General features: G+C 61.7%; 23 protein-coding genes and 2 pseudogenes. 11 read left to right on the plus strand and 14 right to left on the minus strand.

Features of this window, described 5'->3' with window-relative positions:
• The first annotated feature begins 19 nt into the window (after nt 1-19).
• From ABIN98_RS01955 to ABIN98_RS01975, 5 genes are all read left to right on the plus strand, one after another.
• Nucleotides 20-355 (plus strand): XdhC family protein, encoded by a 336-nt coding sequence (locus ABIN98_RS01955; RefSeq protein ID WP_346906921.1) that lies wholly within the window; start codon nt 20-22, stop codon nt 353-355.
• 112 nt (nt 356-467) lie between these two features.
• Complete coding sequence (locus ABIN98_RS01960) at nt 468-1,097, plus strand: LysE family translocator (protein WP_346906923.1); 630 nt, start codon at nt 468-470, stop codon at nt 1,095-1,097.
• Nucleotides 1,098-1,100: 3 nt separating this feature from the next.
• Nucleotides 1,101-1,793: an XdhC family protein gene (locus tag ABIN98_RS01965; RefSeq protein ID WP_346906925.1), complete on the plus strand. Its 693-nt coding sequence runs from the start codon at nt 1,101-1,103 to the stop codon at nt 1,791-1,793.
• Nucleotides 1,793-3,403: a molybdopterin-binding/glycosyltransferase family 2 protein gene (locus ABIN98_RS01970; RefSeq protein WP_346906927.1), complete on the plus strand. Its 1,611-nt coding sequence runs from the start codon at nt 1,793-1,795 to the stop codon at nt 3,401-3,403. Before ABIN98_RS01965 ends, ABIN98_RS01970 begins: the two co-directional genes overlap by 1 nt.
• A 293-nt stretch (nt 3,404-3,696) precedes the next feature.
• The gene (locus ABIN98_RS01975) at nt 3,697-3,903 is read left to right on the plus strand and encodes a hypothetical protein (protein ID WP_346906929.1); all 207 of its coding nucleotides are present in this window, start codon (nt 3,697-3,699) and stop codon (nt 3,901-3,903) included.
• A gap of 162 nt (nt 3,904-4,065) precedes the next feature.
• Here the strand turns inward: ABIN98_RS01975 and ABIN98_RS01980 are convergent, their stop codons facing one another.
• From ABIN98_RS01980 to ABIN98_RS02005, 6 genes are all read right to left on the minus strand, one after another.
• Nucleotides 4,066-4,476 (minus strand): F0F1 ATP synthase subunit epsilon, encoded by a 411-nt coding sequence (locus ABIN98_RS01980; RefSeq protein ID WP_346906930.1) that lies wholly within the window; start codon nt 4,474-4,476, stop codon nt 4,066-4,068.
• A 101-nt stretch (nt 4,477-4,577) separates the two neighbouring features.
• Nucleotides 4,578-6,002 (minus strand): F0F1 ATP synthase subunit beta, encoded by a 1,425-nt coding sequence (atpD, locus tag ABIN98_RS01985; RefSeq protein ID WP_394701401.1) that lies wholly within the window; start codon nt 6,000-6,002, stop codon nt 4,578-4,580.
• A 25-nt stretch (nt 6,003-6,027) separates the two neighbouring features.
• Nucleotides 6,028-6,915, minus strand: a complete 888-nt coding sequence (locus tag ABIN98_RS01990; protein WP_346906931.1) for a F0F1 ATP synthase subunit gamma — start codon at nt 6,913-6,915, stop codon at nt 6,028-6,030.
• A gap of 32 nt (nt 6,916-6,947) precedes the next feature.
• Nucleotides 6,948-8,477 (minus strand): F0F1 ATP synthase subunit alpha, encoded by a 1,530-nt coding sequence (atpA, locus tag ABIN98_RS01995; protein WP_346906933.1) that lies wholly within the window; start codon nt 8,475-8,477, stop codon nt 6,948-6,950.
• Nucleotides 8,477-9,037: a F0F1 ATP synthase subunit delta gene (locus ABIN98_RS02000; protein WP_346906935.1), complete on the minus strand. Its 561-nt coding sequence runs from the start codon at nt 9,035-9,037 to the stop codon at nt 8,477-8,479. Before ABIN98_RS02000 ends, atpA begins: the two co-directional genes overlap by 1 nt.
• Nucleotides 9,038-9,244: 207 nt before the next feature.
• Nucleotides 9,245-11,440, minus strand: a complete 2,196-nt coding sequence (locus tag ABIN98_RS02005; protein ID WP_394701410.1) for a primosomal protein N' — start codon at nt 11,438-11,440, stop codon at nt 9,245-9,247.
• A gap of 210 nt (nt 11,441-11,650) precedes the next feature.
• Here ABIN98_RS02005 and fsa point away from each other — a divergent pair, with 210 nt between their 5' ends.
• On the plus strand, nt 11,651-12,304 hold the full coding sequence (fsa, locus tag ABIN98_RS02010) for a fructose-6-phosphate aldolase (RefSeq protein WP_346906938.1): 654 nt from the start codon (nt 11,651-11,653) through the stop codon (nt 12,302-12,304).
• A 99-nt stretch (nt 12,305-12,403) separates the two neighbouring features.
• On the opposite strand, the pseudogene ABIN98_RS02015 reads toward fsa, so the two are convergent.
• Nucleotides 12,404-13,595 (minus strand): annotated as a pseudogene (locus tag ABIN98_RS02015) (IS481 family transposase).
• A gap of 339 nt (nt 13,596-13,934) precedes the next feature.
• Here ABIN98_RS02015 and ABIN98_RS02020 point away from each other — a divergent pair.
• From ABIN98_RS02020 to ABIN98_RS02030, 3 genes are all read left to right on the plus strand, one after another.
• Nucleotides 13,935-14,822 carry a tyrosine recombinase XerC gene (locus ABIN98_RS02020; RefSeq protein WP_346906940.1) on the plus strand — a complete coding sequence of 296 codons (888 nt, stop codon included), beginning with the start codon at nt 13,935-13,937 and terminating at the stop codon, nt 14,820-14,822.
• 174 nt (nt 14,823-14,996) lie between these two features.
• A complete protein-coding gene (gene rpsU / locus ABIN98_RS02025; protein WP_190292472.1) occupies nt 14,997-15,221 on the plus strand; it encodes a 30S ribosomal protein S21 in 225 nt (74 codons plus the stop codon).
• Between the two features lie 199 nt (nt 15,222-15,420).
• Nucleotides 15,421-15,837, plus strand: coding sequence for a serine/threonine protein kinase (locus ABIN98_RS02030; protein ID WP_346906942.1), 417 nt, complete (start codon nt 15,421-15,423; stop codon nt 15,835-15,837).
• Nucleotides 15,838-15,847: 10 nt separating this feature from the next.
• Here the strand turns inward: ABIN98_RS02030 and ABIN98_RS02035 are convergent, their stop codons facing one another.
• Entirely contained in the window at nt 15,848-16,480 is a 633-nt protein-coding gene (locus tag ABIN98_RS02035; RefSeq protein WP_346906944.1) for a cation transporter, read from the minus strand.
• An 85-nt stretch (nt 16,481-16,565) separates the two neighbouring features.
• On the opposite strand from ABIN98_RS02035, the gene ABIN98_RS02040 reads away from it, so the two are divergent.
• Nucleotides 16,566-16,985, plus strand: a complete 420-nt coding sequence (locus ABIN98_RS02040; RefSeq protein ID WP_346906946.1) for a helix-turn-helix domain-containing protein — start codon at nt 16,566-16,568, stop codon at nt 16,983-16,985.
• Nucleotides 16,986-17,030: 45 nt separating this feature from the next.
• A pseudogene (locus tag ABIN98_RS02045) lies at nt 17,031-18,011 on the plus strand (metallophosphoesterase).
• Nucleotides 18,012-18,060: 49 nt separating this feature from the next.
• On the opposite strand, the gene lpdA reads toward ABIN98_RS02045, so the two are convergent.
• The 6 genes from lpdA to ABIN98_RS02075 form a co-directional block, all read right to left on the minus strand.
• On the minus strand, nt 18,061-19,464 hold the full coding sequence (gene lpdA / locus ABIN98_RS02050) for a dihydrolipoyl dehydrogenase (protein ID WP_346906948.1): 1,404 nt from the start codon (nt 19,462-19,464) through the stop codon (nt 18,061-18,063).
• 43 nt (nt 19,465-19,507) lie between these two features.
• Nucleotides 19,508-20,272, minus strand: a complete 765-nt coding sequence (locus ABIN98_RS02055) for an SDR family oxidoreductase (RefSeq protein ID WP_346906950.1) — start codon at nt 20,270-20,272, stop codon at nt 19,508-19,510.
• 21 nt (nt 20,273-20,293) lie between these two features.
• Nucleotides 20,294-20,737 (minus strand): hypothetical protein, encoded by a 444-nt coding sequence (locus ABIN98_RS02060; protein WP_346906952.1) that lies wholly within the window; start codon nt 20,735-20,737, stop codon nt 20,294-20,296.
• A 15-nt stretch (nt 20,738-20,752) separates the two neighbouring features.
• A complete protein-coding gene (locus ABIN98_RS02065; protein ID WP_346906954.1) occupies nt 20,753-21,367 on the minus strand; it encodes a LysE family translocator in 615 nt (204 codons plus the stop codon).
• A 31-nt stretch (nt 21,368-21,398) separates the two neighbouring features.
• Nucleotides 21,399-22,919: a 2-oxoglutarate dehydrogenase complex dihydrolipoyllysine-residue succinyltransferase gene (odhB, locus tag ABIN98_RS02070; RefSeq protein ID WP_346906956.1), complete on the minus strand. Its 1,521-nt coding sequence runs from the start codon at nt 22,917-22,919 to the stop codon at nt 21,399-21,401.
• 68 nt (nt 22,920-22,987) lie between these two features.
• Nucleotides 22,988-25,966 carry a 2-oxoglutarate dehydrogenase E1 component gene (locus ABIN98_RS02075; RefSeq protein ID WP_346906958.1) on the minus strand — a complete coding sequence of 993 codons (2,979 nt, stop codon included), beginning with the start codon at nt 25,964-25,966 and terminating at the stop codon, nt 22,988-22,990.
• Nucleotides 25,967-26,092 lie beyond the last annotated feature (126 nt).

The raw sequence follows: 26,092 nt of genomic DNA on the forward strand, positions 1-26,092 counted from the left end.
CCCGTAAGGGAGATACTTCATGACCCACGACATCCAGTCTTCAGCAACCGATGTGCTCGGCACCGCCGAGGAATGGCGCCGGTCCGGGCGGCAGGTCGCACTCGCGACCGTGGTCGAGACCTGGGGGTCCGCGCCGCGTCCGGTCGGTTCCCACCTGGTCATCGACGAGGAAGGCAACTTCGAGGGATCGGTCTCCGGCGGTTGCGTCGAAGGCGCCGTGGTCTCCGAGGCGATCGACGTGATTGAGAGCGGCAAGCCGACGACACTCGAATTCGGCGTTGCCGACGAAACCGCGTGGCGCGTCGGGCTGTCCTGCGGCGGACGCATCAGCGTCTATGTGGAACCGGTCTCCTAGAGCATGTCGCGTTCAATTACATTCACGCAACATGCCCTATCTATTTGTTTTGACGCATGTCTTTCTCCCAAAACCGGTATCCACTTTGGGAGACATGCTCTAGGATCGATTGATGCCTGCATACGACACCTTGATGGCCTTCGCCGCCGCGACCCTTCTGTTCGCCTATTTTCCTGGTCCGGCCCTGCTCTACACAGCCGCGCAGACCCTGTCGCGCGGGCGCGCCGCAGGCTTCTGGGCCGCGTTCGGCATTCACATCGGCTGCTATGTCCATGTGATTGCCGCGACCCTTGGACTGTCGGCGGTCTTTGCCGTCGTTCCCGCGCTTTATGCTGCGTTGAAGCTCGCGGGCGGCGCCTATCTTGTCTGGCTCGGCTTCCAGATGATCCGGACACGCACGGTGGCAGGACCAACGCCTGAGTTGCCGAAACGCAGCCGCCGTCGCGCCTTCCTCGACAGCGTGATCGTGGAGGTTCTCAATCCCAAGGTCGCGGTGTTCTTCATCGCCTTCCTGCCCCAGTTCGTCGACGCCAATGCCGCTCTGCCGGTCTGGTGTCAGTTCCTGATCCTGGGCACCATCGTGAACCTGTCCTTTTCTTCGGCCGATGTTTTCACCGTGCTGTTTGCCTCCCAGGTTCAAAAGCAGCTTCGCAGGTCTTCCCGGTGGCAGGACGTCAGCCGCTGGATCACCGGATCAATCCTGGTGGGCCTCGGCATCAAACTGGCAACGGAGCGTAGCTGATCCATGGACCTTTCCCTTCTCTCAGCGCTCAATGAAGAACGCACGGCCCGGCGGGCGACGATCCTCGTCACCGACATGGCGAGTGGCGAACAGCGGCTGATCCTGAAAAATGCCGACTTTTCGGCCGATCGGTTGCATGAAGAGCTGACAAAGCGGTTCCGGTCCGGGAAATCGGGCATGATTGAAACCGAAACCGGCAACATGTTCCTGACGGTTTCCGTGCCCCCGCCCCGGATGGTCATCATTGGAGCGGTTCACATTTCCCAGGCTTTGGCGCCGATGGCGGAAATCGCCGGCTTCGACGTCACCATCATCGATCCGCGCACCGCCTTCGCCACGGAGGAGCGTTTCCCTGGCGAAACTCTGATTGCCGAGTGGCCGGAGGATGTCCTCAAAGACATGACGTTCGACGCCTTTACGGCCGTGGCTGCCGTGACCCACGATCCGAAGATCGACGACCTGCCGCTTCAGGAAGCGCTGAAGGCCGGCTGTTTCTATGTTGGCGCCCTGGGCAGCCGGAAGACCCACGCCAAGCGGGTGGAACGGTTCCTGGAAGCCGGTATCCCGCAGGCGGACATCGACCGGATCGATGCCCCGATCGGGCTCGACATCGGCGCCGCATCGCCGGCTGAAATTGCCGTCGCAGTGCTCGGCAAGGTGATTGCCGCCCTGCGCAAGGAACCGGAGACCGCCTGATGGATTTCGGCCCGAGGCCGGTCCTTGAAGCGGAAGGGTGCGTGCTTGCCCATTCCACCAGGACCGGCAATGCCACTTTCAAGAAGGGCCGGGTGCTCAGCGCGAACGATGTAAAGGCGCTTCAGCAGGCCGGCGTGACAACCGTGACGGTCGCCTGCCTGGCGGCGGACGACCTGAATGAGGATCTTGCGGCAGACCGGATCGCGCGGGCGGCCAATGGCGGCGGGCTGACCTGCGACGCCCCATTCACCGGTCGGGTCAATCTCTATGCGGATCAAGCCGGCGTCCTCGTGATCGACCGGCAAGCGGTCGATGCGATGAACCGGATCGATCCGGCCATCACCATCGCCACTCTGCCCGAATTTACCAGGGTCCTTGCCGGGCGAATGGTCGCGACTGCCAAGATCATTCCCTTTGCTGCTCCCGAGCGACTTGTCGCCGAGGCAGAGCAACGGATTTCAGGCGCCCTCAGGGTTGCCCCCTTCAAGGCCCACAGGGTCGGGCTGGTTGCGACCAGGCTGCCGCACCTGAAGCCGAGCACCATGGACAAGACACGACGGGTGCTGGAAGCCCGCCTTGCCGCGAGCGGCAGCACGATCCTGGCCGAGGAACGCGTGGACCACCGGGAAGATGCGGTCGCTGAGGCCATGGCGAGGCTTGCCGGCCAAGGGGCGGATTTCCTGATCCTGTTCGGAGCTTCGGCCGTCGTCGATCGGAAGGACATTCTGCCGGCAGCGATCGATCTTGCCGGCGGGACAGTGGAACAGTTCGGCATGCCTGTCGATCCGGGCAACCTGCTCATGATCGGGACCTATGAAGGCCTTCCGGTCATCGGAGCGCCGGGCTGCGCGCGCAGCCCCAAGGAAAACGGCTTTGACTGGGTGCTCGACCGCAAGCTTGCCGGGCTTGAGGTCAGCGCCCATGACATCACCGGTATGGGTGTCGGCGGGTTGTTGATGGAAATCGGGACGCGGCCGCAACCACGCGAGGTCAGGACAGTGCCGGACAAACCCCAGATCGGCGCCATTATCCTGGCTGCCGGCAAATCGAGCCGCATGGGCGGCCCCAACAAATTGCTTGCCGAACTGGACGGCAAGACACTAGTGCAGCATGCCGTGGAAGCCGCTCAGGGCGCCGGGCTCGCGCAAACGATACTGGTGACGGGCCACATGGCCGACCGAATCGGTGCAGAGATATCCGATTTCCAAATCGACGTGGTCCACAATCCTGATTTTGCGGACGGCATGGCCGGGTCCATTCTCACCGGCATGAAAGCCCTGGATCCCTCTCTGGATGCGGTCATTATCCTGCTCGCGGACATGCCGGGGATTACGTCGGAGACCCTGATTGGCATGATCGGCGCTTACGCCGACAGCCCGAAAGCCCTGATCGTAACCGCGACGGCGGAAGGGAAAAGAGGCAATCCGGTGCTCTGGGACAAACGTTTTTTTGATGGGCTCAAGGCGCTGAACGGCGATATCGGCGCCCGGCATCTGATTGCGGAAAATCCGGAGTTTGTTCTGGAATACGAGATCGGCTTGGCCGCGCGGCTCGACCTGGATACGCCCGAGGCCCTGGCACAAGCCGGAGGCAGATTATCCGAGAGCTGAGACGAGACGTCGCGATTTGCAATAAATAACTGACTGGTAACACTGTTTCTACAGATGTGCTTAGCTATAGCCGAAGCTATGCATCAGTCGCAGAGCCTCCATGCGGAGCCACTATTGCAATTTTGTGACGACTACACTATGTAACCATTGCGTTCGGCGCTCACCGTCCTATGGGCGGATTTACGCGCGGCGAACGTGACTATAACTCCTATAATCGCAAAGGCTGTTCGGATCCTCGAATAGAGGATGCTCGAGCGCTTTTTGCCGCGCGTAGAAGAAGAAGGAAAAAGAACATGACTGCATTGAGCCTCCCGCGTCCCGGTTGCTGCAAGTGGGCAGAGGGCGATTCCGGCAACTACACGTTCCCGTGCAACAACCGGGTTGAAGCCGGTGTGTCCTACTGCGACGAACACCGTGCCCTGGTTTACATTCCGCCGGAAGAGCGCCGCCGCAGCCGTTCGGGCGGCATGACCAATACCTTCAAGCGCATTGCCGCCTGATCGCGTTTCTGGCGTGAAGATTTTAAACCCGGCCGATTGGCCGGGTTTTTTTTATGGGTTCAACTGAATCTGTCGGCCAAACTCTATCAGTCCGCCAAACAAAAAACGCGGCCCGAGAGGCCGCGTTCTGAAAATCTGTCGTAATGCGCAATGCGCGGGAAATCAGATCTTTCCCAGCGATTCCTTGATATCGATCAGCCGTGCCAGGGTGTCCTGGGCCTTGCGCAAGATCTCGGTGTCCTTGGCGTCGGCAACGTCGTCTTCGGCGTTCTTGATCTGCTCGTCCAGGTGCTCGACCTTCAGGTCTTCGACCGCGATCGCCTGTTCTGCCAGAATGGTCAGACCACCGGTTGCCACATCGGCAAAACCGCCGCGAACGAAATATTCGTCCAAGCCTGCGCCCTGTTCGCGGCGCACCTTCAAAATGCCCGCCTGAATGGTGGACATGAAGGGGCTGTGATCCTTCAGAACACCGAATTCACCTTCGGTGCCGGGAACGATTACTTCGAGAACCTGTTCGGACAGGAGCTGACGCTCCGGCGAGACCAACTCGAACTGGAATAACTCAGCCATTTGGCATGCCCCTTGTCAGTCTGGTGCGGTCGGCGGCGAAACCGCCGATCCGAATTCCGGAACGGGCGCTTCCGGTCTGGACGCGCCCGATCTCTGTCTTATCAGGCAGCTTCCGCAGCCAGTTTCTGAGCCTTCTCGACGGCTTCGTCGATGGAGCCGACCATGTAGAAGGCCGCTTCCGGAAGGTGGTCGTATTCGCCGTTGACGAGACCCTTGAAGCCCTTGATCGTGTCTTCGAGAGCAACGAGCTTGCCCGGAGAACCGGTGAAGACCTCGGCCACGAAGAACGGCTGGGACAGGAAGCGCTCGACCTTACGAGCACGGGCAACGGTGAGCTTGTCCTCTTCGGACAGTTCGTCCATGCCCAGGATGGCGATGATGTCCTGAAGCGCCTTGTAACGCTGCAGGGTCACCTGAACCGCACGGGCCGTCTCGTAGTGTTCTTCGCCGATGATGCGGGCGTCGAGCATACGCGAGGTGGAGTCCAGCGGATCCACGGCCGGGTAAATGCCCTTTTCCGCAATCGAGCGGTTCAGAACCGTCGTTGCGTCAAGGTGGGCGAAGGTCGATGCCGGCGCCGGGTCGGTCAAGTCATCGGCCGGAACGTACACGGCCTGAACGGACGTGATCGAGCCCTTGGTGGTGGTGGTGATGCGTTCCTGCATGGCGCCCATGTCGGTCGCCAGCGTCGGCTGGTAACCCACGGCCGAAGGAATACGACCGAGAAGAGCGGACACTTCGGAACCGGCCTGGGTAAAGCGGAAGATGTTGTCCACGAAGAACAGCACGTCCTGACCCTGGTCGCGGAAGTGTTCTGCAACGGTCAGACCGGTCAGAGCAACACGGGCACGGGCTCCGGGGGGCTCGTTCATCTGGCCGTAAACGAGGGCTGCCTTGGAGCCTTCGCCGCCGCCTTCCTTGTTCACGCCGGATTCGATCATTTCCCAGTAAAGGTCGTTGCCTTCACGGGTCCGCTCGCCAACGCCAGCGAACACGGAGTAACCGCCGTGCGCCTTGGCGACGTTGTTGATGAGCTCCATGATCAGAACCGTCTTGCCCACGCCGGCGCCGCCGAACAGGCCGATCTTGCCGCCCTTTGCGTAAGGAGCCAGAAGGTCCACGACCTTGATGCCGGTAACCAGGATCTCAGCTTCGGTGGACTGTTCGATGAACTCCGGAGCTTCCTGGTGAATGGCGCGCTTGGCGTCATGCGGAATGGCGCCGGCTTCGTCCACCGGTTCGCCGATCACGTTCATGATGCGGCCCAGCGTACCATCGCCGACCGGCACTTCGATCGCGCTGCCGGTGTCAACCACTTCCTGACCGCGAACCAGACCCTCGGTGGAGTCCATCGCGATGGTACGAACCGTGTTCTCGCCGAGGTGCTGGGCAACTTCCAGCACCAGGCGAACGCCCTGGTTGTCAACTTCAAGAGCGTTCAGGATCAACGGCAGGTGGTCATCGAACTTGACGTCGACAACGGCGCCGATGACCTGGGTGATCCGTCCGACCTGTTTGTCAGCCATATCCCTAATCCTCGTCTCGATCCCGTTAGAGCGCTTCAGCGCCCGAGATAATTTCAATCAGTTCCGTCGTGATCTGCGCCTGGCGCTGGCGGTTGTAGCTGATCGTCAGTTTGTCGATCATTTCGCCTGCGTTGCGGGTTGCGTTGTCCATTGCGGACATACGCGCGCCCTGTTCACTTGCAGCATTTTCCAGGAGCGCCCGGAAAATCTGAACGGAGATGTTGCGCGGCAGGAGATCCTCGAGGATCTCCGTTTCGTCCGGCTCATATTCGTAGACCGCTGCGGCGCCGCCCTGATCGGACCCACCTTCCGCTGCCTCGAAATGGGCCGGAATGAGCTGCTGGGCCGTCGGCTCCTGAGCGATCACCGACTTGAACGTCGAATAGAACAGCGTGCAGACATCGAACTCGCCGGCGGCATACATCGACAGGATTTCCGTGCCGATTTCGTGTGCGTCAGAGAACCCAACATTTTTCACGTTGCGCAGATCCACGGTCTTGATCACATGGGAACCGAGGTCCCGCTTGATCGCGTCGTAGCCCTTCTTGCCCACGCAGATGATTTTCACCGTCTTGCCCTGGGCAATCAGGCTGCGTGCCTTTTGACGTCCCAGCTTGGCGATGTTGGTGTTGAAACCACCGCACAGGCCGCGTTCGGCAGTGGCAATGACCAGGAGATGAACCTGATCGTTGCCGGTGCCTGCCATCAGCTTCGGTGCGTCGTCACGGCCTTCGAAAGCCGCCGCGAGATTGGCCAGCACCTGCTCCATGCGTTCCGCATAGGGCCGGGCGGCTTCCGCAGCTTCCTGAGCACGACGCAGCTTCGCCGCGGCCACCATTTGCATGGCCTTGGTGATTTTCTGCGTCGCCTTCACGGAAGCGATGCGGTTTCGTAAGTCCTTCAGGCTCGGCATGGCCGCCCCTGCTCCTTATCCCGACTGCGTTCTCAGGCGAAGTTCTTGGCGAAGCTGTCGAGCACGGCCTTGAGCTTGCCCGTCAGTTCGTCATCGAGTGCCTTTTTCTCCCAGATCGCGTCCAGAAGATCGGCATGTTCGCCGCGCAGGTGCAGCAGGAAGGCCTCTTCGAATTCGCGGACCTTGTTAACCGGAAGCGGATCCAGGTAGCCGTTCACGCCGGCGTAGATAACCGCGACCTGTTCCTGGGTCTTCAGCGGCGAGAACTGCGGCTGCTTCAGGAGCTCGGTCAGACGGGCACCACGGTTCAGCAGGCGCTGGGTGGTGGCGTCGAGGTCCGAACCGAACTGGGCGAAGGCGGCCATTTCACGATACTGGGCGAGTTCACCCTTAATCGGACCGGCAACCTGCTTCATCGCCTTGATCTGAGCGGACGAGCCCACGCGGGACACCGACAGACCGACGTTCACGGCCGGACGGATACCCTGGTAGAACAGGTCCGTTTCCAGGAAGATCTGACCGTCGGTGATCGAGATCACGTTGGTCGGAATAAACGCGGACACATCGTTGCCCTGGGTTTCGATGACCGGCAGAGCGGTCAGTGAGCCACGGCCGTTCTCTTCATTCAGCTTGGCTGCACGTTCCAGCAGACGGGAGTGCAGGTAGAAGACGTCGCCCGGGAAAGCTTCACGTCCCGGCGGACGGCGGAGCAGCAGGGACATCTGACGGTAGGCAACGGCCTGCTTGGTCAGATCGTCGTAACCGATCACGGCGTGCATGGAGTTGTCGCGGAAGAATTCACCCATCGCGCAGCCGGCAAACGGTGCCAGGTACTGCAGCGGAGCGGCGTCCGAAGCGGTCGCGGCAACGACGATGGAGTATTCCAGTGCGCCTGCGTCTTCCAGGGTCTTCACGAACTGTGCGACCGTGGAGCGCTTCTGACCGACGGCCACGTAGATGCAGTACAGCTTGACGTCTTCGTCGTCGCTTGCGTGCAGCGGCTTCTGGTTCAGGAAGGTGTCGAGGATGATCGCGGTCTTGCCGGTCTGGCGGTCGCCGATCACCAGCTCGCGCTGACCGCGGCCGACCGGGATCAGGGCGTCGATGGCCTTGAGGCCCGTGGACATCGGCTCATGCACCGACTTACGCGGCAGGATGCCCGGCGCCTTCACGTCCACGCGGCGCTTTTCGGTGGCTTCGATCGGGCCCTTGCCGTCCAGCGGGTTGCCGAGCGGATCGACAACGCGGCCGAGCAAGGCCTTGCCGACCGGAACTTCCACGATAGCGCCGGTCCGCTTGACCGTGTCGCCTTCCTTGATGTCACGGTCGGAACCGAAGATCACGACGCCGACGTTGTCGGTTTCGAGGTTCAGCGCCATACCCCGGATACCGCCCGGGAATTCGACCATTTCACCGGCCTGGACCTTGTCCAGACCGTACACACGAGCAATACCGTCACCGACGGACAGCACCTGACCGACTTCAGAGACTTCGGCTTCCTGGCCGAAACTCTTGATCTGGTCCTTGAGGATAGCGGAGATTTCCGCGGCCCGAATATCCATCAGCCGACCTCTTTCATCGCGAACTTGATTGAATTGAGCTTGGTACGCAGAGACGTGTCGATCATGCGGGACCCGACCTTGACCACAAGGCCACCGATCAGAGCAGGATCAACTTTCGCTGCGATGTTTACGGACTTGCCCAGAGAAGAAGCCAGAGCTTCCGTCAGGGCTTTGACATGATCGTCCGAGAGCGGTGCGGCGGAGATTACCTCTGCCGTTTCCTCTCCCCGCTTTTCGGCAAGCAGGGCGCGGAACGCCTTGATCATGTCAGGAAGGACGAAGAGGCGCCGGTTTTGGGCGGCCAGCTTCACGAAATTAGCAGCAAGACCGGAAATACCAGCCTTGTCCATGAGTGCACCCAGAGCAGAAATCTGCTCCTCAGCACTGAACGACGGGCTCTTTACGAGACGGATGAGATCTTCGCTTTCATTGAGGTAGCCCTCAAATTTGCCAAGATCCCGTTCCACGTCGGCGGTCGCGCCTGTTTCCTCGGCTAGATCGAGGAGGGCGGACGCATATCGCTTAGCCACGCCGGATACGAGAGATACGTTGTCAGTCACCAGGTCCGAGCTCTCTGACGTCTTTCAAGCCCCACTAAGCAGTCCTCCGCTCGCAAGGCGTTGAAATAATGAATGATTTCAGGGTCAGAAGGTATGACGGTTAAACCGTTCCCCCAAAGCCGCGCCTCACTTAGCACAGGGTTTCGCACTGTGCAACTTCGCCTAATGGCGGTGTTTGGCGATTTCTGGCTCTTTTTTCGTTCCAGCTCATAAAAAGTGCTGCGGATCGATGTCCACCTGGACCCGTAATCCCTTCACCGGACGGGGCGCCTGTTCCAGCCAGGCGCGCAGGTAGGCCTGCAGATCCATCTGCCTGGGCGCGATCGCCAAGAGCCGGTAGCGATAGCGTCCACGCACCATGGCAAGGGCCGCTTCCGCCGGCCCCAGAAGGGTGACCGCGGGCTCCCTTGGAGCGGCCCGGACGAAGGCGCGGGCAAAATCTTCGGCAAAGCGTTTGTCCGGTCCGGAGATAACAATGGCCGCCAGTCGGCCGAAGGGCGGCAGTCCCGCCGCCTGCCTTGCCCCGATTTCCGCTGCGTAAAAAGCATCCCGGTCAGAAGACAGCAGCGCCTTGATGACCGGATGGTCAGGCGAATAGGTCTGCAGAAAACCCTTACCGCCACCGGTGACACGCCCCGCACGGCCTGTGACCTGGGCCAGAAGCTGAAAGGTTTTTTCCGCCGCCCGCGGGTCGCCGTGAGCCAGACCGAGATCGGCATCGATCACACCGACCAGACGCATTTTCGGAAAATTGTGCCCCTTGGCGACGAGCTGGGTGCCGATCACGATATCGGCGCCGCCCTCCTCGACGATTTTCATTTCCCGGCGCAAGCGCTCCGGCCCGCCGGGCAGATCGGACGAAAGTATAAGGGTGCGCGCCTGCGGGAAACGGTCCGCGACCTCCTCGGCAACCCTTTCCACACCCGGTCCACATGCAATCAGCGAATCGACGGAACCACAGGAGGGACAACTTTCGGGCACCTTCTCGTTGTGGCCGCAGTGATGGCAGACCAGACGCCCCTGAAACCGGTGTTCGACCAGCCATGCGCTGCAATGGGGACACTGGAACCGGTGGCCGCAGGTGCGACAAAGTGTCAGGGGGGCATAACCCCGCCGGTTCAGGAACAAAAGCGTCTGGGCGTCGTCGGCAAGCGCCTCTTTCATGGCCGCCAACAACTCCGGCGCGATCCAGCGGCCCCGTTCCGGTCCGTTGTGGCGCATATCGATCGCCTTCAGGTCCGGCAGGGCCGCACCCGAGGCACGTTCGGGTAGGACGAAGCGCCGGTAGCGGCCCATGTCGGCATTGACCCGGCTTTCGATCGACGGCGTCGCCGAGGCGAGTACCACCGGAAAGCGGGAGATGTGGCCACGCACGACCGCCATGTCACGGGCCGAATAGGGCACCCGGTCGTCCTGCTTGAAGGCGGAATCGTGCTCTTCGTCGACGATGATCAGGCCGAGTTCGGCGAACGGCAGGAACAATGCCGAGCGGGCACCAATAACGACCCGGACGTCGCCGGAAGCAACGCCGCGCCAGGTACGTGCCCGGTTTTTCGGTGTGACTTCGGAGTGCCATTCGGCCGGATAGACGCCGAACCGCTGCTCGAACCGGCGCAGGAACTGCTCGGTCAGTGCGATTTCCGGCAGCAGCACCAGAACCTGCTTGCCGCGCCTGAGCGCTTCGGCTACGGCCTCGAAATAGACTTCCGTCTTGCCGGAGCCTGTCACCCCGTCGATCAGGGAAACGGCCGCCCCCTTGTCGAAACTCTCGACCAGGCCGTCGGCGGCTTGCTTTTGGGCGGGCGTCAGTTTGGGCTTGCAGAAATCCACCTGCGGCTCTGGCGGCGGCGGGGCGGCCGGAAGGGAGACGACCTCCAGAACCTCCTGGTGCAGCAAGCCGTCGATCACGGACGGAGACACCCCCGCGGCATGGGCCAGACCACTCTTGGTCCAGGCAAAGCCGTCTTCCATGGTTTCCAGAACCCGGCTGCGCGCGGGCGTCATTCTTTCCGGTGCCGCACCTTCGATCTTGCGCACACCGGCAACGGGCGGCTCTTCCTCCAGGGCTTCTTCGGAGCGCAGCACCATGCGCAGGACCATGCCCGGGGCGGCCAGGGTCCAGTTGGCGACCCAGTCGATGAAGCGGCGCAGGTCCGCGTCCAGCGGTCTGGCGTTCTCATAGACATGGGAGATGCTCTTCAGCTTCTTCGGATTGATCGCCGGGTCCGGCTGGTTGTCCCAGACGGCGCCGAGCACTTCCCGGGGACCGAGCGGAACGCGGACGATGGTTCCCGGCAGGACGTTGACGCCCGGCGGCACCTTATAGGTATAGGGACCGGGCACAGCGACCGGCACCATCACACTGGCGATGGTCTCACGCTGCAACGGGTCGTCATCAAACAGCACCGGTCTACTTCGTCCTGCTTCCTAAGGCACGTTTTGCGATTTTTGAGGTACGTACCGCAAAAATCGCACCCAATCTCGAATCGCGGGGTTCTTCTTAACCGCATCCTACGGTAAAGAAACCGCGAGCAGAGAAACATTCAACGGGCCATTTGCCCGGTCCGCCCTCTTTCGCCGCCTCAGCGGCACGCCCAACGGGAGCAGAACCCCATGAAATTTTTCGTCGATACGGCTGATACCGCTGAAATCAAGGAGCTTGCCGCAACCGGTCTGCTCGACGGTGTCACCACCAATCCGTCGCTGATTGCCAAGAGCGGACGGCAGTTCAAGGAAGTGATCGCCGAGATCTGCTCCATCACCGATGGCGACGTGTCGGCGGAGGTTGCTGCCACCGACTACGACACGATGATCAAGGAAGCCAAGGAACTTGTGAAGATCGCCGACAACGTGGTGATCAAGCTGCCGCTGACCCTTGAAGGTCTGAAGGCCTGCAAGACGCTGACCGGCGACGGCCACAAGACCAACGTCACACTCTGTTTTTCCGCCAACCAGGCGCTGCTGGCCGCCAAGGCCGGCGCGACCTACATCTCGCCGTTCATCGGCCGCCTCGACGATATCAATCTCGACGGGCTGGAGCTGATTCGCGAAATCCGGGTCATCTACGACAATTACGACTTCGACACGGAGATCCTGGCCGCCTCGATCCGTACCGCCAACCACGTCCGGGATTGCGCCATCATCGGTGCCGACGTGGCAACGGTCCCGCCGGCAACCCTGAAGGGGCTGGTCAAGCATCCGCTGACCGACAAGGGCCTGGAAGCTTTCCTCGCCGACTGGGCCAAGACCGGCCAGAGCATTCTCTGAAGCCGACCGTCGAATATCAGGTTTGAAGAGCCCGGCTTCGGCCGGGCTTTTTTTATTGCAAACTTCGATTTGGGCATGACCATGCCCTCCGCACAACTGTCACCCCGGCCTTGATGTACAGACCGGGGACATGGCTGACAGGTGTTCGGGGACATGGTTGACACATTTATATCGCGTTGAGGTCGATTTGTGCGACCTTGTTGGCGCCGAAATAGATGCCGTATTTTCCCGGGTGAGAAGTTGGGCGAATAGCCAGGCTGTGTCCCCTGAATGCTTTCGGCACAGACCAGAGGCGTCCTTTGTAGCTGATTTGGGCCTTGGTTCTGGGAACCTTGCGGGTGATGGTGCTGTTTTCATAGATCATCTCCGGCAAGGTCTTTGACCAACTGCGCAGCGACGGACGGTAGCGGCTCGCGGGAACCTTGTCAGACAGGGCTTCATGCGGGCGATGATGGTTGTAAACCAGCCGCCAGCGGTCGAAGGCCTGCTGGAGCTGCTCCTGGCTACGGTAGCAGCGCAAGGCCAGCACCTCTTCGTTCAAGGTTCGGTTGAAGCGTTCATTCTTGCCCTTGGTTTGCGGATGGAATGGCCGGGCGTAGATCACATTCACGCCCAACCTGGCCAGCCAGACCCGTAACGGTGTCCAATGACTGTCCCGATAACTGGAACCCCAGGGGGCGCCATTGTCGACCAGAAATGCATCCGGCAGGCCATAGAGGCTAAAGCTGCGCTCCAGATGGGTCTGGACGGTATGTGTGCGCTGATCCGGACAAGCCGCCAGGCACACCGCGAAGCGGGAATGGTCGTCGACAACCGTTAGCGGATGGCACTCCTGTGCATTGCCCAGACGGACCCGACCCTTGAAGTCCATCTGCCACATACGGTTGGCCTCCTCTTCTTCAAAACGCTGCCAGTCTGTCCCGCTCCTGTCCCGGGGCCGGATACAATCATGGCGACGCAAGACCGCATGGATGGTCGATACCGCTGGAGTGTTGTCGTCGGTGCGTGAAAGCACCGCCGCGATCTTGCGCGCACCCCAAGCCGGATGGGCCGTGCGCACCGAAAGGATTGCTTCTTCCAACGCGGGGCAAAGCTGCTGCGGACTCGATCGCGGCCGGCGGCTGCGGTCCTCAAGCACATCTCCCGCTTCAAACCGGCGCAGCCACTTGTAGCCGGTCTGAGGGCTGATCCCGAACCGGCGGCAAAGCTCACGCCGGTTCACGCCTTCAAGCCTCGCGAGCCGGACGAACTCTTCTCGCTGTTCCATGATCGACATCTCCTGCCACGGCATGCCCGCCTCCTTCGACGTAAGTCATGCCAAATGTGTCAACCATGTCCCCGAACACCTGTCAGCCATGTCCCCGGTTTAAACACTTGAGCCGGGGCCTACTCGCAGATCCACTTGCCGCAGCTTCGCGCAAGAGAACATCGGCTCTGCAAACGAGTAGGCCCCGGATCTCACTGCGTTCGTCCGGGGTGACGACGGAGGGGATGGATTTCGCCAGACAGTCGCACCCCGTTAACTGAACGCTTGGGGTCATGGTCTTACAGTTGGCCCATGTCTCCGAACCCAGCAGATACCGACGCCCTGCTCGTTACCGCCCGGCCGGACCTCAATCAGAGGATCGGAATGTGGTTAGACCATCTTGCCGACGAGCGACGGCTTTCGGACAAGACGCTGGTCGCCTACGAGCGCGACCTTCGCCAGTTTCTGCGGTTCCTCACCGATCACCTGGGCGGCGCGCCTTCGCTGAAAGATATCAAATCGCTGAAACCCGCCGACTTCCGTGCCTTTCTGGCCCGCAGGCGCCAGGGCGGAACACAAAGCCGGTCGCTGGCGCGCGGGCTTGCGGGCATCCGGTCCTTCCTGCGGTTTCTGGAGCGGCGCGGCGAGGTTAACGCTGCGGCCGCCGGTGCGGTTCGCCCGCCGAAACAGCCCCGCTCCCTGCCGAAGCCGGTTTCGGCGCGCGATGCCAGGGACATCACCGGCGGCGATCTTGCCATGGAAAGCGACCCCTGGATCGAGGCGCGCAACGCCGCGGTGCTGACGCTTCTCTACGGTTGCGGGTTGCGCCTGTCGGAAGCTTTATCGCTTACCGGCGGCACGGCGCCGCGGTCGGGAACAAAAACGCTCAGGATCAAGGGCAAGGGCGGCAAGGAACGGTTGGTGCCGATCCTGCCCGTCGTTTCGGAGGCGATCGACGCCTATCTGGAACTCTGCCCTTACGGGATTTCGAAGGACGGACCGCTGTTCGTCGGCGCGCGGGGCGGGCCGCTCAATCCCCGGCTGGTGCAGCTCGCCATGGAGAAGCTGCGCGGCGCGCTCGGCCTGCCGAAAAGCGCGACACCACATGCGCTACGCCATTCCTTTGCGACTCACCTTCTGGCCGGCGGCGGCGACCTGCGCACGATCCAGGAACTCCTGGGCCACGCCAGCCTTTCGAGCACCCAGATCTATACGGAAATCGACAGCGCCCGCTTGCTGGAAGCCTATGACCGGGCTCATCCGCGCAGCTGAAGCAGCCAAAATTCAAAAAAACGCCCTCCAGGCAGTGATTTTCCGGGACTTAGGGGGTGCATTCTGCCGAGAAAGTGGTAGTGTCCGCGCCTTCATGGGAGGGTCCTCCCTCCGCAAACCAGCGCAGTGCCCGTCATCAGGGGCATTCCACCAACCAGAAAGTCAGGAGACAACTTGCAAGTCCTCGTCCGCGATAACAATGTCGATCAAGCCCTCCGCGTCCTGAAGAAGAAGCTGCAGCGCGAAGGCGTATTCCGTGAAATGAAGACCCGTCGGGCCTTCGAAAAGCCGTCCGAAAAACGCGCCCGTGAAAAGGCTGAAGCTGTCCGCCGCGCCCGCAAGGCTGCGCGCAAGCTCGCCCAGCGCGAAGGCATCATTGCCGGCGGCCGCAAGCGTTAATTCGTTTTCGACACCTGCGTAAATCCCGGACCGCGCGGCTTATTCAAGCCTGCGCGCCGGGCTTTGGCGTGTCTGGACGAAGCTGAGGCGCTCACTCTAGCCCCGCGCCCGGGACTGGATCGTCCTATAGCTCCGCCGCAAAATTATCTTAACAATTCGTTCACACCAGGCCTGCATCCTTGGCGCGCGGAGATGCCCGATGCTAACCCGATGTGCTGCCCTGTTTTTGTTCCTGTTCCCGATTCTGATCGGTCTGGCCAGCCCGTCCGAAGCGCAGATCTACTGTCCGCTTCCCGAGGACGGCATCTGGGTCAACCCGAATGCCAAGCCGAAGGAAATCACCCGGATCGTGATCGAATCGGCCTGCCACGACGGCCGGGTCGACAGCCGCATCCGCGCCTTTACCTCCTGCATTCCGCGCGACTGCAAATGGGGCTGGACCGCCGCCGAACTCCGCGACGGTGGCGGCTTGCAGGTGGCCCTTCTCGGCTTCCTGGGCGGCAAGGTGATCCGGGTCCGCCGTTTCGGCGACATCCTGGACACCCATGTCCTGGACGTCCCTTACGACCGGTCGCTGCCACGCAACGAACAGGTCTATAATCTTCAACGCAAGTAGCGCGGGCTTCTTAGAGCACGTGCGGATGGCCATGGCGGAATTCCCGCAGCGCCTGCGCCAGAATCCGGACAGCGGAGTTCAGGAACAGGGTCGCCATCAGGCCGGCAACAATCAGATCCGGCCATGCGGTCGCGGTTCCCCAGACGCCGAGAGCTGCGAGCATCACCGCCACATTGCCGATGGCATCGTTGCGCGAGCACAGCCAGACGGAGCGGACATTGGCATCCCCATCCTTGTAGCGGACCAGCAGAAGCACACTGGAGAGGTTGACGAGCAGCGCGAGAAAGCCCACCGCGCCCATGACACCCGCTTCGGGCATGCCGAAGACCAGCACCTGATAGGCGGTCGATCCGCCGACCCAGAGCCCCATCAGCAACAGGCTCAGCCCCTTGATCACGGCCGCTGTCGAACGGACTTTCAAGGAAGCGCCGATCACTGCCAGCGACATGCCGTAGGTGACCGCATCGCCAAAGAAATCGAGCGCGTCGGCCTGAAGCGCCTTCGAGCCGGCCACCTGACCCGCGACCATCTCCACCAGAAACATGCCGCCGTTGAGCGCAATCACGAGCCAGAGCCTGCGCTTGTAGTCCGCCGACAGGCCGTCGAACGTGGCCGAGTGATCATGTCCGCAGCAGGATCCCATAAAAGATTCTCCTTGTTTCCGGTGGCAAAGCCCTGTCTGCTTATTCCCATACAACCTATAGCGACTAGAGCTTCAAGAGGCGGATATGGATTTTTCGATCGGCGACATGTCACGGCAGACCGGCGTCAAGATCCCGACGATCCGATACTATGAAAAGGAAGGCCTGCTCGCAGCGCCTATACGCAGCGAAGGCAACCAGCGGCGCTACGGCGAGGCTGATCTCGACCGGCTCGGCTTCATCAAGCATGCCCGGGACCTCGGCCTGCCGATGGCGGCAATTCGGGAGCTTCTGGAGTTAGGAGAACATCCCGACCGCCCTTGCGCGGATGCCAACCGGATCGCCATCGAACAGCTTGCCGCCGTCCGGCAGCGGATTTCGCATCTGAAAAAGCTGGAAAGCGAACTTGTCCGCATCGCGGCAAGCTGCGACGGTCATCAGCAGGTGGCCGACTGCAATGTGCTGAAAGCATTCGGCGATCACGGCCAGTGTCGGGAAGACCACTGACGGTCAGCGCCAATCGGGAACCGATGTTGCGGAATTGGAGCGACTTTGACTGACAGGGGCAGAAGAGCACCAAGGCGTCTCAGCAGGCGCAGTTTCCTCAAAGGTTTAGGCCTTGCAGCCCTCGCACTGGCATCCGTCCCAGCATATGCGATCGGCGTCGAACCGTTTCGGCTCGTGATCAAACGGTATCAGATCACGCCTCTACGCTGGCCAAAGGACCTCCCGCTTCGCATTGCCATTCTGGCCGATCCGCATATCTGCAAGCCCTGGCTTACGGTCGATCATCTCGCGGGGATCGTCGAACGCGCCAATGCCCTGAAGCCGGACGTTTTCCTTCTGCTCGGCGACTACACAATTCACCACCGATGGACGAGCGGCCAGGAACCACGGGCCGGCTGGGCCGCCGTTCTGAGCCGGCTCGAGGCGCCGTTGGGCGTTCATGCGATCCTGGGAAATCACGACTGGTGGTAGGATCCGCAGGCGCAACTGACCGGCACCGGTCTGACACGCAACGGCGATGCCCTGATGGAGGCCGGGATTCCGGTTTATCACAACAAGGCGATCCGCCTGCAAAGCGACCACGGCCCGTTCTGGCTCGCCGGCCTTGGCGATCAGATTGCCCTACGACCTGACAATAACGCAAACAGGCCGGATTTCGTTGGCCTTCATGATCTGCGCGGCACACTCGATCAGATCACGGATACCGCACCGGTCATCCTTCTGGCCCACGAACCGGACATCTTCCCGTTCGTTCCGGACCGGGTCACGCTAACCCTTTCAGGCCATACCCACGGCGGCCAGGTCAGGCTGTTCGGAAAGTCCCTCATCGTCCCGTCCCGTTATGGCAATCGCTATGCCTACGGGCATATCGAGGAGCGGGCCTTATCGGGTGTCGGAACGCGGACGCTGATCGTGTCCGGCGGCCTGGGATGCTCCATCATGCCTGTCAGGCTGGGCGTTCCGCCTGAGATCACCCTGGTCGAGCTCGGCGCAGGTCACGTCCCCTCTTCCGCCGGGACCTCATGAAAAAGGCCGGGCGATTGCCCGGCCATTCTCAATCTCGCATAGCTTCCGATCAGGTGTGGATCGGCTTGAAGAAGGTGGCGAGGCCCGCTTCCTTGACGGCTTCCGACATGGTCGGATGAGCGTGGCAGGTGCGGCCGAGGTCTTCCGACGAGCCGCCGAATTCCATCAAGACGGCAACCTCGTGGATCATCTCGCCTGCGCCGAAGCCGACGATATGGGCGCCGAGCACCCGGTCCGTTTCCGCATCCGCCAGAACCTTGACGAAGCCGTCCGTGTGATTCATGGCGCGCGCCCGGCCATTGGCCGCGAAGGGGAACTTGCCGGCCTTGTAGTTGACGCCGGCTGCCTTCAGTTCCTCTTCGGTCTTGCCGACGGAGGCCACTTCCGGCTGGGTGTAGACCACACCCGGGATGACGTCGTAGTTCACATGCCCGGCCTGACCGGCCAGCATCTCGGCCAAGGCAACGCCCTCGTCTTCGGCCTTGTGTGCCAGCATCGGGCCCACGATCACGTCGCCGATGGCATAGATGCCGTCCACATTGGTGCGGTAATGACCGTCGGTCTTGACCCGGCCGCGCTCGTCGAGCGCCACACCGGCAGCGTCCAGGCCGAGGCCTTCGGTGTAGGGCTTGCGTCCGATGGCGACCAGCACGATGTCGGCTTCGATGGTTTCCGCGTCACCGCCGGCTGCCGGTTCGACCGTCACGGCCAAGCCCTTGCCCTTCTTGGAAACGCCGGTCACCTTCGAGGACAGCTTGAATTCCATGCCCTGCTTTTTCAGCATGCGCTGGAACTGCTTGGAGACGTCGCCGTCCATCGGTCCGAGGATCTTGTCCATGAACTCAACCACGGTGACCTGGGAGCCGAGGCGATTCCACACGGAGCCAAGCTCAAGGCCGATCACGCCGCCGCCGACGACGACCAGCTTGCCCGGAACCTTGTCCAGGTCGAGCGCGCCGGTGGAGGAGACCACCTGCTTTTCGTCGATCTCGACACCCGGCAGCGGCATGACGTCGGAGCCGGTGGCGATGACGATGTTCTTGGCTTCAATCTGGGAGACCTTGCCGTCTTCGGCGGTCACCTCGACCTTGCCGGCGGCCAGGATCTTGCCGGTGCCGTGGAAGGCATCGATCTTGTTCTTCTTGATCAGGAAACCGACGCCGCCGACGTTGGAATCGATCACGTCCTGCTTGTGCTTCATCATAACCGGCAAATCGAGTTTCGGCTTGCTCACCTTGATGCCGAGCACGTCGAAGCCGTGGCCGGCTTCCTCGAACATTTCCGAGGCATGCAGCAGTGCCTTGGACGGGATACAGCCGATGTTGAGACAGGTGCCGCCATGGGTGGCGCGTTTTTCGACAACAGCCACCTTCAGACCAAGCTGGGCTGCCTTGATCGCGCAGACATAGCCCCCCGGGCCGGTTCCGATGACGACGATATCGTATTGGGACATTTCGGTTGCCTCTGCCTTTGCTCTTGGTTCTTTTCCGTTCGGATCAGGGAAGAATGGCGCGTCCGCCGGAAACATCCAGGATCGCGCCGGTTGTGTAACTGGACTCATCGGACAGGAGCCACTTGATGGCTTTGGCTACCTCGTCCGCCGTCCCCGGCCGCTTCATCGGCAGGGACGGTGTGATTTCGGCCACCCTCTCCGGCGTGCCGCCGGAGGCATGGATTTCAGTCTCGATGATGCCGGGACGGATCGCATTGACGCGAACGCCTTCCGTGGCGACTTCACGCGCCAGGCCAACCGTCATGGTATCGATCGCGCCCTTGGCGGCGGCGTAGTCGACATACTGGTTCGCAGCCCCCAGCTTGGAGGCGGCCGATCCGAGATTAACGATAGCACCGCCCTTGCCGCCATGGCGGGTCGACATGCGCTTCACCGCCTCGCGGGCGCACAGGAACGAGCCTACCAGGTTGATGGAGAACATGCGGGTCAGCCGGTCCAGGGGCATCTCGTCGACGCGCTGCGGACGGTCCACCACGCCGGCATTGTTGACCAGTCCGACCAGTTGGCCGAAGTCATCGCATGCGGCAAACATTGCCAATACGTCCGCTTCCGATTGAACGTCGCCCTGCACCGCCCGGGCCTTGCCGCCGGAGCGCTCGATCTGGGCGACGACCTCTTCGGCGGCCTGGTTGTTGGACACGTAATTCACCAGGATCCCGTGGCCGAGTTCGGCAGCCCGCACACAGGCGGCCGCGCCGATCCCCCGGCTGCCGCCGGTTACCAGAACCACATTTTCGGTGCCTGTCACGATCCTGCCCGCCCGGTCTTTCTATTGAATCCGCACAAGGCGCTCCGACGCCCTGCCGCCGGCCCAGACACCGTCCAGGCTGCCATCGGGATTGACCTGATACACCACCGGGTCCTTCGAACCCCAGTCGATGGTCAGGACGTTACCGTTGAGCGTTCCCTGACCCCGGTAGGTCTGGCTGCCGATTTCCCAGCGAAAATGCGCCATGTCGCCTTGAACCGTGATGTACACGCGGCCGCTGTAGCGAGAGCCGTCCGTGTTGCGGCCGTCCACGGAATAGGTGCCTTCCAGGTTCGCCAGGTAGACGGCCTTGAAGGCCGCTTCGGCGCGATTGCCGTCAACCGACAGCAGACCGAAAGAGACGGACGCCTGGATCAGAATAACTGCGATGGCAAGAACGGCGCCACGGAGCATTGCCTTAAAGGCACGGCCCGCAGGATGGCCTCCCGGGAAATCCTGTTTCACCACGAATCCTCCCCGTCACCGTTCCGTCAGGGCCAGCCGCAAGCCGAAAGCCGCGAAGGTCGCCGCAATCGAACGGCGCATCCAGGTCAGCACCCGCTCGCTTCCGAGAACCTTCTGGCCGACAAGACCGGCAAACTGGCCGTAAACGATGAAGACGCCCAGGGTCATGGCCATGAACACGCCACCCATCGACAACATCTCGACGACCGGACGGGCTGCATCATGGGCCACGAACTGCGGCAGGAAGGCCAGGAAGAACACCGTCAGCTTGGGATTGAGAATGTTGATCAGGGCACCGGTCACAGCGATCGAGACCGGCGATTTTGAACGGCCGTCGTCGGCCTTCAGGTCCATCGGACCACGGTCTTTCAGGGTCTGCCAGGCCAGATACAGCAGATAGGCAACGCCCGCGTATTTCAGAACCTGAAACACGAGGGCGCTGGTGTGCAGCAGGGCGGAGAGCCCGAGGACGGAGGCCAGGATGGACGGTAGAATGCCGAAGGTGCATCCGATGGCGGCTGCCACACTTGCCAGTCGCCCTTTTCCGAGCCCGACCGCCACGGTGTAGACGACACCGGTGCCGGGCACCAGGACGACCACAAGGGCGGTGATGAGAAACTCCAGGCTCATGATCCGGACCTCCCCGGGTTCAGGTCTTTAATTAAAGATCCAGAACGAGGCGTTGCGGATCTTCCAGGCTTTCCTTGACGCGGACCAGGAAGGTCACGGCTTCCTTGCCGTCGACGATCCGGTGATCGTAGGAGAGCGCCAGATACATCATCGGGCGGATGACCACCTGACCGTTCACGGCCATCGGACGGTCCTGGATCTTGTGCATGCCCAGGATGCCGGACTGCGGCGCGTTCAGGATCGGCGACGACATGAGCGAACCATACACCCCACCGTTGGAGATGGTGAAGGTCCCGCCGGTCATATCAGCCATGCCCAGTTTGCCGTCCCGGGCCTTGCGGCCGAGGTTGCCGATTTCCTTTTCGATCTCGGCAATCGACATCTGGTCGGCATCACGCACGACCGGGACCACCAGTCCCTTGTCGGTGCCGACGGCCACGCCGACGTGGCAGAACTTCTTGTAGATGATGTCCGTACCGTCGATTTCCGCGTTCACGGCCGGAACTTCCTGCAGCGCATGGGTGACGGCCTTGGTGAAGAAGCCCATGAAGCCGAGCTTCACGCCGTGCTTCTTCTCGAACAGGTCCTTGTACTGCTTGCGCAGTTCCATGACCGGGCCCATGTCGACCTCATTGTAGGTGGTCAACATGGCCGCCGTGTTCTGGGCGTCCTTCAGGCGGCGCGCAATGGTCTGGCGCAGCTTGGTCATGCGCACGCGTTCCTCGCGCGCCTCGTCTTCGGCTGCGACGGGACCGCGGGCCATTGCCGGTGCGGGGGCCGGTGTGCTCGAAATGCCGGACTGGACGGCGGCAATGACATCGCCCTTGAGCACCTGGCCGCGCTTGCCGGAGCCGGCGACCTGATCGGCGGAAAGGTTCTTTTCGGCCATCATCTTGGAGGCCGACGGTGCCGGCGGCATGGACGATCCGCCTGCGGCCGGAGCAGGGGTTGCTGCGGGTGCGGCTTCAGCTGGTGCCGGAGCGGCTGCAACGGCGGCGCCGCTGGCATCGATCTGGCACAGCAGGTTGCCGGGCTCGACTGTATCGCCCGTGTTGGCGACGATCTTGACGACGGTGCCTGCGACCGGCGCCGGGATTTCCTGGGCGGCCTTGTCGGTTTCCAGTTCCACCAGCACGTCGTCGGCCTTGACCACATCGCCAACCTTCACGCTCCATTCGCCGACTTCCGCCTCGGTGACGGATTCACCGGCGCTCGGCGTGATCACGTCGACCAGTTCGGAGGCCTTAGGAGCGGCGGCCGGCTTGCTTTCCGTTTTGGCTTCCGCCTTGGCCGGCTTCGGCGCAGCAGCAGCGCCACCTTCGGAGATCTGTCCGAGAAGGGCGCCGACCTCTACCGTATCGCCCTCGTTGACGACAATGCTTTCCAAGGTGCCGGCTGCCGGAGCGGGAACCTCGACGGTGACCTTGTCGGTTTCCAGTTCCACCAGCGGTTCATCGGCCGCGATGGCATCGCCCGGCTTCTTGAACCACTGGGCGATGGTAGCTTCGGATACGGATTCACCCAGTGTGGGCACGCGAATTTCGGTTGCCATGGTCGCCTTCTCTTAAGTTTGCCTGGCCGGTTCCGGTAAGAGGGAGGCTGTTGCCAGCCTCCGCCAAATTATTCAAACGCCGCGTCGAGGAATGCCTGCAACTGGGCGAGGTGGGACGACATGAGACCGGTCGCCGTCGACGCCGATGCCTGCCGGCCCGCATAACGCGGACGCGTCGTCTTCGCGCCGATCTGCTCCAGGACCCATTCGATATAGGGCTCGACAAAGAACCAGCTGCCCATGTTCTTCGGCTCTTCCTGGCACCAGACCATGTCCGCATTCTTGAAGCGGTTCAGTTCCTTTGCCAGAGCCTTCTTGGGGAACGGATAGAGCTGTTCGACCCGCAGCAGATAGACATCGTTGACGCCGCGCTTCTCACGTTCTTCCAGAAGATCGTAATAGACCTTGCCGGAGCACATGACGACGCGACGGATCTTGTCGTCGGCCACCAGCTTGGTTTCGGAGCTGCCCATTTCCGCATCGTCCCAGAGCAGGCGGTGGAACGTGGTGTCCTCGGCCATTTCGGTGATCTTGGAGACGCAACGCTTGTGCCTGAGCAGCGACTTGGGCGTCATCAGGATCAAAGGCTTGCGGATGTCGCGGTTCAGCTGACGGCGAAGGATATGGAAGTAGTTCGCAGGCGTCGTGCAGTTGGCGACCTGCATGTTGTCTTCCGCGCAAAGTTGCAAATAACGCTCCAGACGGGCGGAAGAGTGCTCCGGCCCCTGGCCTTCGTAACCGTGCGGCAGCAGGCAGACCAGGCCGGACATGCGCAACCACTTGCGCTCGCCCGACGACAGGAACTGATCGAATATGACCTGCGCGCCATTGGCGAAGTCGCCGAACTGGGCTTCCCACAAGGTCAGTGCGTTCGGCTCGGCCAGCGAATAGCCATATTCGAAGCCGAGGACGGCTTCTTCGGAGAGCATCGAGTTGATGACCTCGTAACGGGCCGAATCCTTGCCGAGGTGGTTCAGCGGAATATAGCGGCTTTCGTCTTCCTGATCATACAGAACCGAATGACGCTGGGAGAAGGTGCCGCGTTCGCAATCCTGGCCGGACAGCCGCACCGCGTGGCCTTCACGCAGCAAGCCGCCGAAGGCAAGCGCTTCCGCGGTTGCCCAATCGATCCCTTCGCCGGTCTCGATCATGCGCTCGCGGTTCTTCATGAAACGCGCGATGGTCCGGTGAATGTTGAAGCCGTCAGGAACATTCGACAGCTTGCGGCCGATGTCCTTCAGTTCGTCCATCGGAATGCCCGTCGAACCACGGCGCGGATCGTCCTCGCCTTCGGCCCGCTTCAGACCCGACCACTTGCCGTCGAGCCAGTCGGCCTTGTTCGGCTTGAAGGCCTGTCCGGCGTCGAACTCGTCGTCGAGATGCTTGCGCCAGCTGGCCTTCATCTCCTCGACTTCTTCCGCCGAAACGACGCCTTCATTGACCAGCCGCTCGGAATAGATCTGCAGCGTCGTCGCATGCTTGCGGATCTTGCGGTACATGATCGGCTGGGTGAACGCCGGCTCGTCGCCCTCGTTATGGCCGAAGCGGCGGTAGCAGATCATGTCGATCACGACCGGACGGCCGAAGATCTGACGGTATTCGATGGCGATCTTGGCGGCGAAGGTCACCGCTTCGGGATCGTCACCATTGACGTGGAAGATCGGCGCCTCGATCACCTTGGCCATATCCGACGGATAGGGCGAAGACCGCGAGAAACGCGGGTTCGTGGTGAAGCCGATCTGGTTGTTGATGATCACATGGATCGAGCCGCCGGTGCGGTGGCCGCGGAGCGCCGACAGGCCGAAACACTCGGCAACCACACCCTGGCCGGCAAAGGCCGCATCGCCGTGCAGGAGCAGCGGCAGCACCTTGGAGCGGTCGACTTCCGTGGTCTCGACCCAATGGCCGTCGACAGCGGAAAGCTGATCCTGCTTGGCGCGGGACTTGCCGAGCACGACCGGATTGACGATTTCCAGGTGCGACGGGTTGGCCGTCAGCGACAGGTGGACGTCATTGTCGTCGAAGCTGCGGTCGGAGGAGGCACCGAGGTGATACTTCACGTCGCCGGAGCCTTCCACTTCGTCCGGCGCGTAGGAGCCGCCCTTGAACTCGTGGAAGATGGCGCGGTGCGGCTTGCCCATCACCTGGGAGAGCACGTTCAGGCGACCGCGGTGGGCCATGCCGAAAACGATTTCCTTCAGGCCCAGCTGGCCGCCGCGCTTGATGATCTGTTCCAGCGCCGGGATCAGCGCCTCGCCGCCATCGAGACCGAAACGCTTGGTGCCGGTGTACTTGACGTCCAGAAACTTCTCGAAGCCTTCGGATTCGATGAGCTTGTTGAGGATCGCCTTCTTGCCTTCCTTGGTGAAGGCAACCTGCTTGTCCGGCCCCTCGATGCGCTCCTGAAGCCAGGACTTCGCCGCCGGATCGGAGATGTGCATGAATTCGACGCCGAGGGTCGAACAATAGGTCCGCTTCAGAATGTCGAGCATCTCGCGGATCGTGGCGTATTCCAGACCCAGCACGTGATCGATGAAAATCTTGCGGTCCCAGTCGGCTTCGGTGAAGCCGTAGGAGGCCGGATGCAGTTCCTCGTGATCCTTCAGGGCCGCAAGGCCGAGCGGATCGAGGTTTGCGTGCAAATGGCCGCGCATGCGGTAGGCGCGAATCATCATCAGCGCGCGCACGGAATCGCGCGTCGCCTGATGGACTTCGGCCTCGGAGACCGGTGCCCCCTTGGCTTCCGCCTTCTTCTTCAGCTTGTCGCCGAGATCTTTTTCGATCGGAGCCCAGTTGCCGTCAAAGGCGTTGACCAGATCGCCGTTCGCCGCAATCGGCCAGTCCTTGCGTTTCCACGGAGCGCCCTGTGCTTCCTTGAGCACATCTTCCTTGGCGTCCTGGAAACTGGCAAAGAAATCCTGCCACTCGGCTTCGACCGAGTTCGGATTTTCCTTATATTGCGCGTAGAGATCTTCGATATAGGCTGCGTTGGCGCCGTAAAGCAACGACGTCAGTGCGAAGACTTTGTTCGCTTCCTGCCGTGCCATGTCCATCCAGCGGAGGTCTGCTCCGCCCTTTTACTGACGGTCGGACCTGAGGGCCCGATCTGGTTTCCTTTTCAGACCGGCGCAATTGCCGGTCCCCTCGAATGCGGATCGAGGCACTTTCGCGCC

Source organism: uncultured Roseibium sp. (assembly GCF_963675095.2).
GTDB lineage: Bacteria > Pseudomonadota > Alphaproteobacteria > Rhizobiales > Stappiaceae > Roseibium.